Here is a 16906-nt window from a genome sequence, read left to right on the forward strand (position 1 = left end):
GTCCCAATATTAGTCCTGTAGCTCATGGCTCTCCTCCTCGGTCAGTTTCATTTGACCAACTAGCAGTTGAGTCAGCAGCCAGAGCAGGCGTTGGCGATTTGCAACTGGTAACTGTAGCCACAAGTGAGCTACTGTTGGCGGACTAGACGGGGGGGACTTCTCGCTTTGGCATACCGCACCTTCCTGAGTACCTAAATCTGCGGTTACTTGGTATCGTGCGACTAACGCTACCAACCCTAATAACCCTTCTATACTGACGATAGCTGAAGAATTTTGTTTATGGTTTATGTCGGTATTGCGCTTGGGTAATCGAGCGAACTTTTGGCTGGCTGAATCGATTTCGACGGTTGAGTAAAGATGATGAGGTGTATTCAGCGGTGAGTGAAGCCATGATTTATGGTTCTTTGCTTCGTCTCATGGTTAGGCGATTAGCTGCTTAATATTTACTTTACGAATCAGCTCTAAGAGACAGTTGGGAGTCTGCGCTTTCAATTCGTGCGCTTTCACGTCCGAGGTTCCCTACTCCCTACTCCCTGCTCCCTGCTCCCTTTGAATTTTGACTTTTAACTTTTGACTTCCTTAACAGCCGGATATTGTTGCAACACCTGCTTTAAATATTGTCCTGTGTAAGAACGAGGATTTTTTGCTATTAGTTCCGGCGTTCCAACAGCAATAATTTCTCCTCCCTTATCTCCTCCTTCTGGTCCCAAATCTATCACCCAATCGCTACAACGAATTACATCTAAGTTATGTTCGATGACAATAATAGAATTACCTTTGTCTACCAATCTTTGCAGAACATCGAGTAATTTATGCACGTCGTAAAATGATAAACCTGTCGTTGGTTCGTCAATTAAATACAGAGTTTTTCCAGTGGCGCGACGCGATAATTCTGAAGCAAGCTTAACCCGCTGTGCCTCTCCCCCCGATAATGTAGTTGCAGGTTGCCCCAGGTGCATATATCCCAAACCAACATCAAGTAAAGTTTGCAGTTTATTAAATGCTTTAGGAATATTTTGAAAGAAATCTACGCCCTCTTCTACAGTCATGTTTAAAACATCGGCGATCGATTTATCTTTATACTTGACTTGGAGAGTTTCGCGGTTATATCGCGCCCCTTTGCAAATTTCGCATTGCACGTAAACGTCGGGTAAAAAATTCATTTCAATCACGTTTACGCCTTGTCCGCCACAAGCCTCGCAGCGCCCCCCTTTGACGTTAAAAGAGAATTGCCCTGGTTTATAACCCCTAGCTTTTGCTTCAATAGTTTGGGAAAATACTTCTCGAATCGCATCGAAAACACCCGTGTATGTAGCTGGGTTAGAACGAGGAGTGCGTCCGATGGGAGATTGATCGATCACGATCGCTTTATCAACTGCATTTAAGCCCTTCATTTCCTCTAAGTCTTTGGGGAAGGGAACTTTGCGCGTCAGGTGATGTTGTAAAGCGGGGTAGAGTAACTCGTTAATTAAGGTAGATTTTCCCGAACCGGATACTCCCGTAATCGAAACGAGTTTCCCTAAAGGGATTTCTACGTCGATATTTTTCAGGTTGTTGCGGTAGGCATTTTTAATAACTAACTCTCGTCCATTACCCTCCCGGCGTTGGGCGGGAGTTTGAATCACTCGCCTTCCCGATAAATATGCCCCAGTTAAAGATTCCGGTGCAGCGAGTAAAGCTGGTAAATTCCCTTGGGCGACAATATTTCCCCCGTGGACTCCCGCCCCTACACCAATATCTACTAAATGATCGGCGGCGCGGATGGTTTCTTCGTCATGTTCGACGACAATTAATGTATTGCCCAAGTCTCGCAGTCTGGTTAAAGTTTGCAGCAAGCGCCCGTTATCCCGTTGGTGTAAGCCGATGCTGGGTTCGTCAAGAACGTAGAGTACTCCTGTCAAACCGGAACCGATTTGAGTAGCGAGGCGGATGCGTTGGGCTTCTCCCCCTGAAAGCGTCATGGCGGGACGGTCTAAGGTGAGGTAATCTAAACCGACATCGAGGAGAAATTGCAATCTGGCTTTGATTTCGCGCAACACCAAATCGGCAATTTGCATTTGGCGATCGCTCAGTGTAATACTACCAATTCTCTGATGGCATTCTCGAATGGAGACGCTGGTAAGATCGAGGATGTGATATTGTCCCAGACGCACGGCTAAGGCTTCCGGTTTCAACCGCTTGCCATGACATACAGGACAAGGCTGTTGCACGACATACTGTTCTAACTTTTGTTTGATTAATTCAGAACTCGCTTCATCAAACTGGCGCTGGAGGATGGGAATAACCCCAGCGTAACGCCGATAATCTTTACGTTCTTCAATCCAAACGGGTTGGTCGCTACCGTATAAAATTGTTTGCTGCTGTTCTGAAGTTAGCTGATTCCAGCGGGTTTGAATTTCAAATCCAAAAGCTTTTCCTAAGCTGTAGAGTAAAGAAAGGTAGTAGGAGTTATCCTTTTCCGACCAAGGGGCGATCGCAGCATAGACCGATTGACTCGGATCGGGTACGACTAATTCAGGTGAGAAAGTTTGCATACTCCCCAAGCCGTGACAGTGAGGACAAGCCCCATAGGGAGAGTTGAAAGAAAATAGACGCGGCGATAACTCTTCCATTACCCCGCCGTGTTCGGGACAGGCGAAGTTTTCGGAAAATAATAATTCTTTTTCCCTTCCCCTATCCTTCTCTTCGACTTGATAGGCACTCGCCCCTTCTGCCACTTTTGCCTGTAAAGTGGGATGAATTAATATATTACCCCCTCGCTCCTCGCTTCTCGCTCCTCGCCCCTCTTCCACGTCCAATAAATCGATAACAGCAATCCCTTCCGAACGCCGCAGACAGGTGGTGAGGGAGTCAGTCAACCTCTCTTCCATCCCTGGCTTTTTAATCAAGCGATCGATCACGACTTCAATATTGTGCGCTTGATTTTTATCCAATTCAATCGAATCGCTGAGTTCCCGCACTTCGCCATTAATGCGGACGCGGACGAATCCTTCCGAAGCTAGACTTGAGAGTAACTTTTTGTGCGTCCCTTTTTTACCCCGCACGACGGGTGCTAAAATTTGAAATTTAGTTCTATCGGGTAATTCCATGATGCGATCGCACATTTCATCGATTGTTTGAGGCGCAATCGAGCGATCGCAGATCGGGCAATGCGGTTTACCCGCTCGTCCGTATAATAAGCGTAAATAGTCGTAAATTTCCGTTACCGTCCCCACCGTAGAACGGGGGTTGTGGGAAGTCGATTTTTGATCGATGGAAATTGCCGGACTCAAGCCTTCAATTGCTTCCACATCTGGCTTATCAACTTGCCCTAAAAATTGTCTTGCATAGGCACTGAGAGACTCTACGTAGCGCCGCTGTCCTTCAGCAAAGATAGTATCGAAGGCGAGGGAAGACTTACCGGAACCGGAAACCCCCGTAAACACGATCAGGCGATCGCGGGGTAGTTCTAAGCTAATATTTTTGAGATTATGCTGTCTCGCGCCGCGAATGCGGATGGTATTTTGGCTATTTGGGTTGGAAGTATCTGCATGATGCCCGTTTGCAGATTCAGTGACTTCAATCTTTGCATCGGGACGGTAATTCATGAGGGCAAGGCGAAAGAGTCCGTTGACGATTTTAACGATTTTCCGACTGTTTTTGCTATTCAGTTATCATCTGATTTCGCTTACTAGCCTCTCGTCCGTAAATAAGGTAGCCTTGCTAAAGAGTTTTTCGCGGGGGGTTGGGGTAAGGTTATGAGTGCGGTCGTGAAGCCTTTTTCGGTAATGGGGCTACCAGTCCATCTCATCGATGATTATACGGCTTGGTTGCGATCGCGCATCCAGCAGCAACTCGGTACTCATGTCGTAACGCTTAATGCGGAAATGAGTATGCAAGCCGAACAGAACCCTGCTTTAAGCAACGCTATTCAGCAAGCAGAGTTGGTGATTCCCGATGGTGCGGGGGTGGTACTCTACCTAAAATTACTATTTCACCAACAGGTACAGCGATGTCCTGGGATTGAATTGGCAGAGTCTCTATTGCAGAATACCCAGGCGCGGGTATTTTTCTATGGTGGTGCGCCTGGAGTAGCAGCCAAAGCCGCCGAGATGTGGCGACAAAAAGTCCCAGATTTAAAGATTGTTGGTACGCAGCACGGATACATTTCCCCAGAAGAGGCGGAACAATTTCAGCAAAGCCTCAGTCAACTCCAACCTCAATTGATTTTGGTGGGTTTGGGAGTGCCACGTCAAGAATTATGGATTGCGCAAAATCGTTATTTGTGTCCTAATGCGACTTGGATTGGTGTTGGTGGTAGCTTTGATATTTGGGCAGGAACGAAATCAAGAGCGCCTGCATGGTTGGCAAATAATAATTTGGAATGGCTTTACCGTCTCTATCAAGAACCCTGGCGCTGGCGGCGGATGCTGGCTTTACCTCAGTTTGCAGGTAAGGCAATTGTTTATCGCTTAACTCATTGATATCGACCTCAAGCAATTCTATGCACGGTGTATTTCAATTGCGAAAATCTTATTTTAGTAAAAAAGCTATTTTTTCTCTCTTTTCTTCTCAAAAGCTACCATATATAATTATTGGCTTTGGGATTTTGGTACGGCTAGTTCAATATGTATTTAATCGTTCTTTGTGGAATGATGAAGCTGCACTAGCATTAAATATCATCAATCGCTCGTATTTAGAATTGCTACAACCTTTAGATTACAGCCAAGGCGCACCTATTGGCTTTTTGATGGTAGAAAAGTTAGCGGTGCAGGTGTTTGGGAACAATGAATATGCTTTAAGATTATTTCCTTTTTTAGCCGCGATCGCCAGTTTATTTGTTTTTTACGAATTAGCTAAAAAATGCTTGCAGTCTCGTCTAGCTGCAATTGTTGCTCTCACTCTTTTTGCTACAGTACATATTTGGCTTCAGTTTGCTACAGAAACGAAACAATACTCTAGCGATGTGGCGATCGCAGTCATACTATCTTTTATTTTAATTGGCATAGAGCGACAGCAAATTAAACTAAGACAAATCTTAAAATTTGGCTTTATCGGCGCTGTTGCAGTTTGGTTTTCTCACCCGGCTGTCTTTGTCTTAGCTGGGATAGGGACGAGCTATTTATTCATAAGTTTATTTCAACAGAAATTTTCATTGAGTTTAAAGCTGTTAACTATCTATTCTATTTGGGTATTCAGTTTTGGTCTTTCATACTTTATTTCATTACGCAACATAGCCAGCAATCAATCTTTATTTAAATCTTGGGCGGGACGCGGTACATTTCCTACATCGGTTTGGGATTTCGGCTGGTTGTTTAATGCTTTTATAGAATTTTTTCACATTCCGTTAGGACTTCCCGATATTTTTCTAGGAATTGCGATTCTGGCGTTCTTATCTGGTTGTATCTCACTCTGGGTTCAAAACAAAGCAATTTTACTGACATTGTTGGCTCCCATCTTAGTAACTTTTTTCGCAGCTTATTTACAAAAATATCCATTTAGCGGCAGGCTAGTCATATTTTTAATTCCTTTTTTTATCCTTTTCATTGCAGAAGGAACAGTGGCAATTCGACAGATAAGCCATCATCGAGTTTTGAGGAAAATCAGTACTCTGATTTTGATCTTGCTTCTCGTCCCCCCGATAGGAACTGCTGCTTATCTCATCTTCGATCCTTATACTAAACAAGAAATTAAACCCGTTCTTGCCTATATGAGAAGTCATCAGCAACCAAGAGATACTATATATATTTACGAACGCGCTGAATATCAATTTAAATATTATGCGAATTGGTATGGATATCAGGAAGGAGATTATATTTTAGGGATAGACGATCTCGATCGTCAAGATGGACAAGGTATTTCAGCAGCAGAATGGCGGCGATATACTAGCGATTTCAATAAGTTACGCGGTAAGCAAAGAGTATGGATCTTATTATCCCACTTGCGGCGCTGGGAAGATGAGCAAGAAAGAGTTTTAGCTTATCTTGATGGTATCGGTAAACGTGTTGATACTTTTGAGAAGGAAGGCTCTTTTGTATATTTGTATGATTTTAATTAGCCAGCAAGTAGATATGTCACACTGCGATCGCCTCAACGATAATCTAGTAAGATAATTCTCATGAAGTATGACTTACCATTGACTAGATGGCAATTGTTAATTATCAGTTGTCTAGTTATCGGTATATTTTTTCGATTTCTCTATATCGATCGCAAAGTTTATTGGTACGATGAAGTTTTCACTTCATTTCGTATTTTTGGCTACACGGAAGCAGAAGTCATTCAACAAGTTTCTCGTCATCCGGTTGTGAGTTTAGAAGATTTACAACGGTATCAGCATGACGCTGGTAGAAACTTATTAGACACGATAAAATCTTTGGCTACGGAAGATTTTCAGCATCCTCCGCTGTATTACGCGATCGCTCATTTTTGGATAAAATGGTTGGGCGATTCAATTGCTGCAATTAGAGGTTTATCGGCTCTGATTAGCGTGCTTGTTTTTCCTAGTATCTACTGGCTGTGTAGAGAATTATTTCCATCACCCTCGGTTGCTTGGGTTTCTATGGCGCTAGTCGCAGTCTCGCCATTTCATGTTTTAATGGCTCAGGAAGCACGTCAGTATAGTTTGTGGACAGTGGTAATTTTACTATCAAGTGCGTCTGTACTACGCGCTATTCGTCTCAGCAGTAAACTAAGTTGGAGACTGTACGCAATTAGTCTCATTGTAGGATTATATACATTTTTATTTACTGGTTTAGTCGCGATCGCTCACGGACTATATTTATTTAGCTTAAAGACAAAGTTGCGATTTAGCAAAGCAGTCTCTGCTTATTTTATCGCCTTTACTACCGCGATCGCAGCTTTTATCCCATGGATGATTATTGTTGTCAGCAATTTTTCTGAGATTAACAGTAATGTCAATAAGGATGAAGCTATACCCCTTCTCAGTTTAGTGAAAACCTGGGTTTTCAACTTAAGTTATATTTTTTTTGATATTTGGGGACAGTCAAGTTTAGAATCTAAACTGGAGCTAACGCATTTTATCGTTTTGCCATTTTTATGGCTGACAGGATACTCTCTCTATTTTCTGTATCGGACAACAACTAAGCAAGTCTCATTATTTATCCTATTATCGATCGCAGTACCAACTATACCCCTAATTTTACCAGATTTGATTTTAGGAGGACAGCGATCGCTGACGATGCGCTATCTCATTCCGACTTATTTAGGGATTCAAGTTGCTGTTGCTTATTTGCTAGCTACTAAACTCTCGTCAAACGGTGTCAAACAGCAAAAATTGTGGCGGTTGCTAGTACTCGTGCTATTAACTTCTGGTATTCTATCCTGTGTAATTAGCGCTCGAACAGAAACTTGGTGGACGAAAGGTAATAGTGCTGAAAATCCTCAAGTTGCTCAAATAATAAATGGGGTAAATCGCCCATTTTTAATCAGCGATACTAAAATTGGCAGAATTATATCTTTAAGCTATTTGCTAGAACCAAAGGTTCAATTTCAGCTCAAACCCAAATGCCACACTTGCCAACTTGATTCTACATCAAATCTATCCTTTGATTCCAAGTTTTCTGCTAGCTACAGCAACATATTTTTATACAAGCCTTCAGATGAAATGCTCGATAAGTTTAATCAAATACAGAATTATACAACAAAACTGGTTTACGAACCCGCTCGTCTCTGGAGGTTGAGCCAAAATAAATCGACTTCCCTAAATTAGATATAGCAATTACTGTGGCGATCGCAACTTTTATTTATCCAAATTTATGCAAACTAGTATAAAAAAATTTAAGAAACTTCATCCAAGAAAATTGACTGCATTCAGTCTAGATAGAATCTCATTCGTCATTATCGGCTTTGGTATCCTAGTCAGGCTAGTTCAATATCTGTTTAATCGTTCTTTGTGGAATGACGAAGCCGCACTAGCTTTAAATATTGTCAATCGCTCGTATTTAGAATTGCTACAGCCTTTAGATTATAACCAAGGCGCACCCATTGGCTTTTTAATGGTAGAAAAGCTAGCAGTTCAGTTATTCGGTAACAACGAGTATGCCTTAAGACTCTTTCCTTTAATTTCGAGTATTGCTGCCTTATTATTATTTTACCAGCTTGCCAAAAGATGTTTGCAAAAACCAGCTATCCCCATTGCTTTAACTCTCTTTGCTGGTTTAGAGTATTTGCTTTATTTTGCTTCTGAAGTTAAGCAGTATTCGACTGATGTGGTAGTTGCTATACTTGGCGCTACAATTGGAGTCTCTTTGAATCAGAAAAAGATCGAGTCTTCTCAAGTCATAACATATGCAATAGGAGGTGCGATCGCAGTTTGGTTTTCACATCCAGCAATTTTTGTTTTAGCCGGTGTGGGAATATATCATATATTAGCTAATTGGAGGCAAAAAAATAAAAATAAGTTAATTATAGTATTGACAGTAACTTCAATTTGGTTGTTAAGTTTTGCTAGCTTGTATTTTCTATCTTTGAGAAATTTAGGTGAAAGTGCATATTTATTGCGATCGTGGACAAATAAGTATGCTTTTCCTACCTCAGCCTTTGATATTAACTGGTCGTATTTAAGATATATCAAATTATTCAAAGATCCTTTAGGTTTTCCCGAACCTTGGGTGATTGTTCCTCGTTTAGTTTGTCTAGCTGGATTTATCTCACTGTGGTATCGGAAAAGAGAAATCCTATTTATTCTAATTTCTCCTTTTTAGTGACGTTGCTTGCAGGATATCTGCAAAATATCCTTTCCACAGTCGCTTAGTTGTTTTTAACTCCCTTTTTATTTTAGGAATTGCGGAAGGAAGCTATTTTATTTGGCAGAAAACTTGTAGAAACAAATTTACTGCTGCTATCGGTATTTTAATTCTTAGCTTGCTACTTGCCGTTCCTATAGCTAATGCTAGCCATCGTCTAGTACAGCCACAAACGAAACAAGAAGTCAAGCAAGTTATGAGTTACGTAAAAACTCATCAACATCCAGGAGATATTTTATACATTTATCAAAGAGCTGAATATCAATTTAGATATTATGCTGCAAAATATGGCTACCGTGAGGGTGATTACATTATGGGAATAGACGATCTCGATGAATATGACGGGAAGGGAATGTCAGAACAAGAATGGCAAAGATATCAAAATGATTTCGATAAACTGCGTGGAAATAAAAGGGTGTGGGTAATTTTATCTCACATTACTCACGTTCCAAAGAACAGCAAAGAATTTTAACTTATTTAGATAGTATGGGTCAAAAATTGATGTTTTACAGTTCCCGGTTCGTTTGCGTACTTGTATGATTTTTCGCGAAAGATATAAATGTAAATAACAGACAATTATCCGTGTAAGAATACAAATGAAAATCAATCTAATTCCTTTGAAGAAAAACCTTTTGTCAATAAGTCAGTTTTACTGATTGCTTTTGTTTTGGAATTTCCTACACTCAAAGACCTTTATACTACGACAATCAAACAACTAAATTTTTACATGGACTAGCACAAGCTGGCTATGGTTTTTAGAAAATGATTGGTTTGCAAGTACCATCGATCCTTTACCAGCTTTTACTTTTTAGTTAAGACAACTCATTTATATTTAAATGAATATGCTTTTTATCTTTATTATATAATTATTTTTGGCGTATACATTTACAGCTTGACTGGAATTATTTCATTTATTTTCCCAATCAATATAAATTCTCAAATAGCTATAGATTCTAAAACTAATAGCGATCGCCTAAAATATTTAGTTTTTTTTGCTGTACTAATCGTCCTCCATTCGATCAATATTCAAATTAAAGCTCTCGATTTAGATACAGCTTTAAATGTTCATTATGGAGTTGCAGAACAATACGTTCTTGGACCTTACTTTCAACCCAGTAATTTTGGTGTTTTTATCATTTTCTCAATTTATCGGTTTCTCCACCGAAATTATTTCTTAGCTGTAGCTTGTCTAGCTTTAGCAGCTACCTTTCATCCCACATATCTGATGGGTGCAGCGATTATTTGCTTTACTTACCTAATTATTATCTACAAAAATGAAGGTAATCTAATTAAAGTCATATCAGTTGGAAGCTTAGCAACTCTATTATTACTACCAGTATTTAGTTATATGTATTTTCAGTTCAGACCAACCACCGCTGAACTGTGGGCAAAATCGCAATATATCATCGTCCAATTAAGAATTCCTCACCATTCTATCCCTCAAATCTTTTTAAGTAAACCTTCAGCTTATTTACAAATTCTTTTAGTTGTTTTAGCGCTCTATTTAATTAGAAAAACCAAAGTTTTTACCACTCTATTTATTCCGTTTTTGATTATTCTTGTTTTAACTATTATTCAAATCTTCTACCCCAATAATACAATAGCTTTTGTTGCTCCTTGGCGACTTTCTGCGGTTTTAGTGCCGATCGCCACTAGTATTATAGTTGCTTGGCTCGTATCTTACTTATTCGATCGCTACTTTCAAGTAAAACACAAACGCTCGGTGATGGCGGCGAGCTTAGCTACAATATCTATGGTTTTTGTTCTTGGCTTGTACAACCAAGGACAAATGTTTGTAGAACAAGATAGAAGCGTTCCAATGTTGAATTATGTCAAAAAAACAACGCAACAAGGAGACCTCTATTTAGTCCCAAATAAAAATAAAGAGCTACGCAAGTTTAGAGTTTATACAGGCGCTCCCATTCTGGTTAACTTTAAATCACATCCATACAAAGATGTCGAAGTTTTAGAGTGGTATGAAAGAAATTTAGCCGCACAAGCATTTTATGAATCGCCAAGCGATCGCCAGTGTGACATTTTAAAACAACTCGTAGCCGATTATCAAATTAATAAAGTCGTCACCGAAAGCCAAAATTTCAATGCTAGTTGCACCTTTTTAGCTCAACTATACAAAGACGAGCGCTATGGAGTGTATCAGTTATCAGTGACCAGTGAGTCGGTAGGGGCGGGTTTTTACAGGATATCCCTGAAATAACCTAGAATTGGGCGGATAAACCCGCCCGTACGGGAGCAGGGAGTCGGGTAGGGGCGGGTTTTTACAGGATATCCCTGAAACAACCTAGAATTGGGCGGATAAACCCGCCCGTACGGGAGCAGGGAGCAGAGACGTTACATGTAACGTTTCTACAAGATACCACCATACTGAGCCACAGGGCGATCGCTCAACCATGCCCACATTTGATCGCCGAAGGAAAAATGCCACCATTCCCCAGGATGGCGAGTAAACTCAGCTTTGAGCATGATATCTCGCAATAACTGGCGGCGCTCGTGATATTCTTGCTCTACAGGATCGGCGCTAGTTGCAAAATAATCGGGTTGCGATCGCGCTGACATCTCATCAATCGGAGAACCCATATTTACTGTCATTCCAGCCGCATCTATCAAGGTAATATCGACTGCTGCACCCGTACTGTGAGGTGGGGGAGTCTTGGGATCGGTGCTAGGAATTGCCCAAATTTGATACACTTGCTGCCATAAAGCCTGTTGTCGGTCGGGAGATAATTGTTCTACCGTCAATCCTTCTGCTTGCAAAACTTGGCTAAAAGCATAATCTACCATAAACTTTTGCACGGCAATCGGGCGATAGGCATCGAAAATCTGAATGCGCCACTGGGGACGAGACTGTTGAAGATAGATTTGGGCTTGTAGTAGGCGATCGAGTACGCCTTGTCGTAGATGATAAGGCGATCGCCCTTGATAAGGCGCACCTAGTAACTGGTAGGGATGGGGTGACTCTACAGCAAACTTTTCTAAAGGAATTTCTACTAGCGGTTCCCCACACTCTGTAATTTGAATCTGTTGGTAAGGTTTCATTTATTCAGTTATCAGCGTAGAGACGTTATATGTAACGTCTGGACAAAGTTATCAGCGATCGGCGATCGGTCATAATTTCTGTCTTCTGTCTCCTGGGTTTTGACTTTTAACTTTTAACTTTTGACTTTATTTAAGATTTTTCTCGCCAAATTTTAATCGTTCTATCCTTGCTACCGCTAGCGAAATGTCCTCTGGGGCTGAATGTAACGCACGTAACTCCGGCTGAATGATCTGATAAGCTGCGCAGTAATTCTCCATTGGCAGGATTCCACAATTTAATCGTTTTGTCTCCACTGGCGCTGGCAAGGGTGTCGCCATCCGCGCTAAAAGACAGCGACGTGACTTCTTTTTTGTGGGCTTTGATAGTTTCTTGTAACTTACCGCTTTCAACTCGCCATAGAATCATTTGCCCGTTATTGCTACCACTGGCAAGAGTTTCGCCATCGGGACTAAAGGCGATCGCGTATACTGGACGTTTGTGTCCGGTAAAAGTACGAATCAGTTCGCCACTCTCTACATCCCAGAGTTGGACGCTATTGAAAAAAGTGCTACTAGCTAGGGTTTTACCATCGGGACTAAAGGCGATCGCCGTAACTCCACTGCCTTCGTTGATGACGCGCAAGGCTTTTCCAGTTCTGAGGTTCCATAACCTCACGGTATGATCTCCACTACCGCTTGCCAAGAGTTTTCCATTCGGGCTAAAAGCTACCGTACTTACCCAATCTTTATGTCCTACAAAGGTACGAATTAATCTTCTATGCCGTAAATTCCACACCTTGACCATTCTATCCCCACTCCCACTAGCAAGAATCGTTTTTTGTCCGGTTTTGTCGGGCATAAACGCGAGAGAACTCACCCAATCTCTGTGTGCTATATAAGTTTGCAATAATCTTTTCCCTGCCAAATACCAGACTTTGATCGTCCGATCTCCACCGCTACTTGCAATCATCTGACTGTTCGGACTGAACGCTACTGAATAAACTGCCCGTCGATGCCCGCCGCTAATCGTATCGACTTGAAATTTTCCCTGCCACAGACGAGTCAGGAGTGATGGTAGTTGGTAGTTGGTAGTTGGTAGTTGACGGTAAGAGAGTGGTGCGTGGTATTTTTTCTCCCTCAGCTCTTTTTCCCCTGCTCCCTGCTCCCTTCCTTCACTAATAACTGACAACTGACAGGCGATCGCAATAGCAATGGAAACTAAAGACTGAGGTGGCATAGATGAAGCTAGAGTGATACTGGCTGTATTATTGCTAACCTAGAAATAGTTTTTGGACTAATGGCTCTCTTTTTTGAGTAAAAATCCTCAGAGGCTAGACAAAGTGAACGGACTGAACTACCTTTTTACTAGGAATAGAGTTACTAGGGATAAATTTACCAAAGATAAACGCAATTGCTTGTAGCTGCCAAGTTTAAATTGGGTGCAGGCAAATTTTGAATTGCTGACAATCTTTCATTGAATTCCTCACATCATACAGCCAGTTCATTATTAACAGTTTTTTTGAGAATTGTTTAGCTTTGTTTTCAGGAACTCATGTACTTGAAATAACATCTTTGTGAGGAAGCAGGAAATTTATTAAACTTTTAGTAATTAAATTTCGGCTACTGCTCGTTCTCAGCAAGATCTGAGGACTTACACTGCCTGAGATAACTCAAAGTTAATTTAAAAAATACGTAATTATTACTGTAGGAGTAAGTGGATAGTTTGTAAATATTGTAACATGATCTTAATTTTCTGGGAATTCAGGTGATGAGAGGCAAGTTGCTAGGCGGGCGTTACCAAGTTGTAGAAGTTCTAGCCAATGGTGGTTTTGGTCAAACATACGTAGCCCAAGACATGCATCGACCAGGAAATCCTCGATGTGTCGTTAAGCACCTCCAGCCTGCTAGCGTCAACTCTAAATTTTTGCACAATGCAAGGCGGTTGTTTCAAACAGAAGCAGAAATTTTAGAGCAACTCGGCAATCACGACCAGATTCCTCGGTTACTAGCATATTTTGAAGAACACCAAGAGTTTTACCTCGTTCAAGAGTTCGTTCAAGGACATACTCTTACCAAAGAATTACTTCCAGGCGATCGCTGGGAAGAAAGTAAAGTCTACCAACTGCTACAAGAAGTATTAGAAATATTGGTTTTCGTCCATGCTCACGCAGCAATTCATCGTGATATTAAACCTGACAATCTCATCCGGCGAATTGCAGATGGCAAGTTAGTCTTAGTAGATTTTGGTTCAGTCAAACAGGTTTGGACGCAGGCGTTTACGCGAACGGGGCAACAGGAAAATAGCCCACTAGCTACGATCGCGATCGGTACTCCTGGTTACATGCCCACAGAACAAGGTCAAGGTAGACCTCAACCCAATAGCGATATTTATGCCCTCGGCACAATCGCCATTCAAGCTTTGACAGGGATGAATCCTTCCCAGTTGGCAGAACAGTCGGACACTGGCGAAATTGAGTGGCGGCAACATGCCAAAGTCAGTGAGGGACTGGGGGCAGTCATTGCCAAAATGGTGCGCTACAACAGCAAAAATCGCTATCAAACGGCAGTAGCTGCTTTGGTTGCCCTGCGCCAACTCGCTAATTTTCCTACGCTAATGCAACCAGTTATAGGAATTCAACCGCCACCTGCATCTCACTTCAACCAGTCGAACTTCGATAAACGTCTTACTCTAGTTGGCACTCCTAAAGGCATAGAGCGTGAGGTGAAAACCGATTTCCCTGAGAATCATTCCGAGACTCATACTGTGACGATGGCAGGACTCGACACGACCCCAACTACCGAGGTTGCCACCCAAACACTACCAGTTCTAGAACGGATACCCGACCCCCCCGCTGTAGCATTAGTAAACCCCGATCGGTCAACTCCTGCTAAAGCCTCCCCATCACGACAGCGCTATCCCCTCCGCGTGGGAGCAGCACTCACGGCTGTCTTAGCAAGCGTAGCAGCGATGTACGTAACGAATTGGCATCCAGTCGCAGATCCAGAGCAAACTCTGGAGCAGATGAACGCGCTCAAAACTGCGAGAAAATACCAAGAGTGCATCGATCTAGCATCGACTCACAGTAGTACCAACGCCAAAGTTCAAGCCGGACTTCAACAGTGTCGCCTCGCCCAGGCACAGCAGCTAGCTGCCACCGATCTATCGGCGGCGATCGCGCTAGGCAGTCAAATTCCCAGCACCGATCCGCTTTATCCCGTAGCTAAGCCTTCGATCGCGCAGTGGACGAACCGTTTATTAGAAAAAGCGAAAACCGATTACGAAGCAGGAAACTTACCACAGGCGATCGCCTTAGTTAAAGCAATTCCCATCACTAACCCCGTCTATCAAACAGCCCAAACTGCAATTGCCCAATGGCAGCGAGACTGGCAAAACAACCGCGCCGCTTGGGAGGCAGCAAAAAGCGCCGCCGCTGTGGGCAAGTGGCAAGATGTCCTCCAAGCTACCAGAAAAGTTACTATTCATCCCTACTGGCAACAGCAGATCGCTCCTCTTGCCCAACAAGCAGCCATTAAAATTGCTTTAGCGTCTAATACCGCTATCCCACCGCAACAGTCTAGAGCGGCAGCAAAACCGCCCCAATCGCAAACGCAGCCCGTAACATCCAAACCAAAAACCGTTACTAATCGCCCCCGCAGCCGCCCCAACCGCTCTAAAACCGCGATCGCAACTCCTACCTCCCGTCCTCAATCGACGATAAGACGAACGACTGTGAGACGAACGACTGTCAGGCGATTGCAACCCATTTCTAGACGAGTCAAACCCGCGATCTCCAGACGCACCAACCGCCCAATCCGCAGACGCGCCCGCTTTCCAGTCGGAAATACCAGAAGTTTATACAACTGGCAAACAAAACCGTGCCTTAATGAGTGGTGCGTGGGGGTGGGGTGTGGGGGGTGGGGGTGGAGTGACAGTGACTCCTGACCAGTGACCAGTTAGTTATTTTATCTCCTCAGCTCCCTCAGCTCCCTTCTCCCCCTTGTCTCCCTACTCCCTACTCCCTACTCCCTACTCCCTGCTCTCTCTCTGCTGGTACAGGATCGTAGCCGCCTGGATGCCAGGGATGACAGCGTAAGATGCGTCGCACTGCCAAAATTCCACCCCGCCAAGCGCCAAAACGCTCGATCGCTTCTAGGGCGTAAGTAGAACAGGTAGGATGAAACCGACACGATGGCAGTAATAGAGGAGAAATTAACATCCGATAGCCCCGAATTAACCAAATTAATCCGATCTTCAACACCGATAATTTCCTCCAATGACTTTTGACTTCTGACTTCTCCTGGTGTATCCCAAATCTACTACATTTGATATGTAGTAGCTTGTGTAACTGTTTTGATTGAGTCCTTGATGGCTGATTTTCCGCTACTGGCTCGAATTCCCACTCTCTGGCTACAAATAACGGTGGTAGGAGTTTGGCTGGGAATTGTTCTGGCGATCGCAGGTGCAGTTAGCCGTTTCGCAAATAGCGATCCCGAAATTGTGCGGAAAATCGTCCACATTGGTACTGGCAATGTCATTTTATTCGCTTGGTTATTAAATATCCCCGCCTGGGTAGGAATTGGTGCATCAGTATTAGCAGGTGCGACGACTTTACTGTCCTATCGCCTGCCAATTCTACCTGGGATTAACAGCATCGGACGCAAAAGCTTAGGAACGTTCTTTTACGCCGTGAGCATTGGCGTTCTTGTTGCTTGGTTTTGGGCAGTACAAAAACCTTACTTCGCTGCTTTAGGCATCCTCATTATGACTTGGGGTGATGGACTCGCAGCGTTAATCGGACAACGTTACGGCAAGCACGTCTACACGGTTGGGGGTGTGAAAAAAAGCTGGGAAGGCTCTTTGACGATGGCTGTAGTCAGCTACATTGTCAGTAGCGCGATCCTCATAGCCGTACAAGGTAATACTTGGTTAACTTGGCTTGTGGCTTTTGTAGTTGCTCTGGTCGCTACAGGTCTAGAAGCCTTTTCTTGGTACGGCATTGATAACCTATCCGTACCCATAGCTAGCGCCGGGTTGGGTTTTCTTTTAACTCAGTTGTTGTAAGAACAGTTATCAGTGAAGAATGGGGTGTGGGGTGTAGCGAGTAGCGAGTACGCGCAATGACCTACGA

13 protein-coding genes and 1 pseudogene are annotated in these 16906 nt (G+C 42.9%); 9 read left to right on the forward strand and 5 right to left on the reverse strand.

Annotated elements, in window-relative coordinates; translation table 11 throughout:
* Window positions 1-9 precede the first annotated feature (9 nt).
* The gene (locus N4J56_RS30010) at window positions 10-234 is read right to left on the reverse strand and encodes a hypothetical protein (RefSeq protein ID WP_317108425.1); all 225 of its coding nucleotides are present in this window, start codon (window positions 232-234) and stop codon (window positions 10-12) included.
* 68 nt (window positions 235-302) lie between these two features.
* On the opposite strand from N4J56_RS30010, the pseudogene N4J56_RS30015 reads away from it, so the two are divergent.
* Window positions 303-440 (forward strand): annotated as a pseudogene (locus N4J56_RS30015) (IS5/IS1182 family transposase); the annotation flags it as partial.
* A gap of 123 nt (window positions 441-563) precedes the next feature.
* Here the strand turns inward: N4J56_RS30015 and uvrA are convergent.
* Entirely contained in the window at window positions 564-3587 is a 3024-nt protein-coding gene (gene uvrA / locus N4J56_RS30020) for an excinuclease ABC subunit UvrA (RefSeq protein ID WP_317109898.1), read from the reverse strand.
* A gap of 150 nt (window positions 3588-3737) precedes the next feature.
* Here uvrA and N4J56_RS30025 point away from each other — a divergent pair, with 150 nt between their 5' ends.
* From N4J56_RS30025 to N4J56_RS30050, 6 genes are all read left to right on the forward strand, one after another.
* Window positions 3738-4463: a WecB/TagA/CpsF family glycosyltransferase gene (locus N4J56_RS30025; protein ID WP_317109899.1), complete on the forward strand. Its 726-nt coding sequence runs from the start codon at window positions 3738-3740 to the stop codon at window positions 4461-4463.
* 20 nt (window positions 4464-4483) lie between these two features.
* On the forward strand, window positions 4484-6037 hold the full coding sequence (locus N4J56_RS30030) for a glycosyltransferase family 39 protein (RefSeq protein WP_317109900.1): 1554 nt from the start codon (window positions 4484-4486) through the stop codon (window positions 6035-6037).
* A gap of 60 nt (window positions 6038-6097) precedes the next feature.
* Window positions 6098-7708 carry a glycosyltransferase family 39 protein gene (locus tag N4J56_RS30035; protein WP_317109901.1) on the forward strand — a complete coding sequence of 537 codons (1611 nt, stop codon included), beginning with the start codon at window positions 6098-6100 and terminating at the stop codon, window positions 7706-7708.
* A 91-nt stretch (window positions 7709-7799) separates the two neighbouring features.
* A complete protein-coding gene (locus N4J56_RS30040; protein ID WP_317109902.1) occupies window positions 7800-8702 on the forward strand; it encodes a glycosyltransferase family 39 protein in 903 nt (300 codons plus the stop codon).
* A 160-nt stretch (window positions 8703-8862) separates the two neighbouring features.
* Window positions 8863-9216, forward strand: coding sequence for a hypothetical protein (locus N4J56_RS30045; RefSeq protein WP_317109903.1), 354 nt, complete (start codon window positions 8863-8865; stop codon window positions 9214-9216).
* A gap of 420 nt (window positions 9217-9636) precedes the next feature.
* Complete coding sequence (locus N4J56_RS30050; protein WP_317109904.1) at window positions 9637-10959, forward strand: DUF6798 domain-containing protein; 1323 nt, start codon at window positions 9637-9639, stop codon at window positions 10957-10959.
* Window positions 10960-11108: 149 nt separating this feature from the next.
* Here the strand turns inward: N4J56_RS30050 and N4J56_RS30055 are convergent, their stop codons facing one another.
* Window positions 11109-11798: a M15 family metallopeptidase gene (locus N4J56_RS30055; RefSeq protein WP_317109905.1), complete on the reverse strand. Its 690-nt coding sequence runs from the start codon at window positions 11796-11798 to the stop codon at window positions 11109-11111.
* 130 nt (window positions 11799-11928) lie between these two features.
* Entirely contained in the window at window positions 11929-13014 is a 1086-nt protein-coding gene (locus N4J56_RS30060; protein ID WP_317109906.1) for a WD40 repeat domain-containing protein, read from the reverse strand.
* 531 nt (window positions 13015-13545) lie between these two features.
* Between N4J56_RS30060 and N4J56_RS30065 the strand changes: the two genes are divergently transcribed.
* Window positions 13546-15720: a serine/threonine-protein kinase gene (locus tag N4J56_RS30065; RefSeq protein ID WP_317110732.1), complete on the forward strand. Its 2175-nt coding sequence runs from the start codon at window positions 13546-13548 to the stop codon at window positions 15718-15720.
* A 70-nt stretch (window positions 15721-15790) separates the two neighbouring features.
* Here the strand turns inward: N4J56_RS30065 and yidD are convergent, their stop codons facing one another.
* On the reverse strand, window positions 15791-16033 hold the full coding sequence (gene yidD, locus N4J56_RS30070) for a membrane protein insertion efficiency factor YidD (protein ID WP_410500637.1): 243 nt from the start codon (window positions 16031-16033) through the stop codon (window positions 15791-15793).
* A 110-nt stretch (window positions 16034-16143) separates the two neighbouring features.
* On the opposite strand from yidD, the gene N4J56_RS30075 reads away from it, so the two are divergent.
* The gene (locus tag N4J56_RS30075) at window positions 16144-16839 is read left to right on the forward strand and encodes an SEC59/DGK1/VTE5 family protein (RefSeq protein ID WP_317109910.1); all 696 of its coding nucleotides are present in this window, start codon (window positions 16144-16146) and stop codon (window positions 16837-16839) included.
* Window positions 16840-16906 lie beyond the last annotated feature (67 nt).

It is taken from the genome of Chroococcidiopsis sp. SAG 2025 (genome assembly GCF_032860985.1).
Lineage (GTDB): Bacteria > Cyanobacteriota > Cyanobacteriia > Cyanobacteriales > Chroococcidiopsidaceae > Chroococcidiopsis.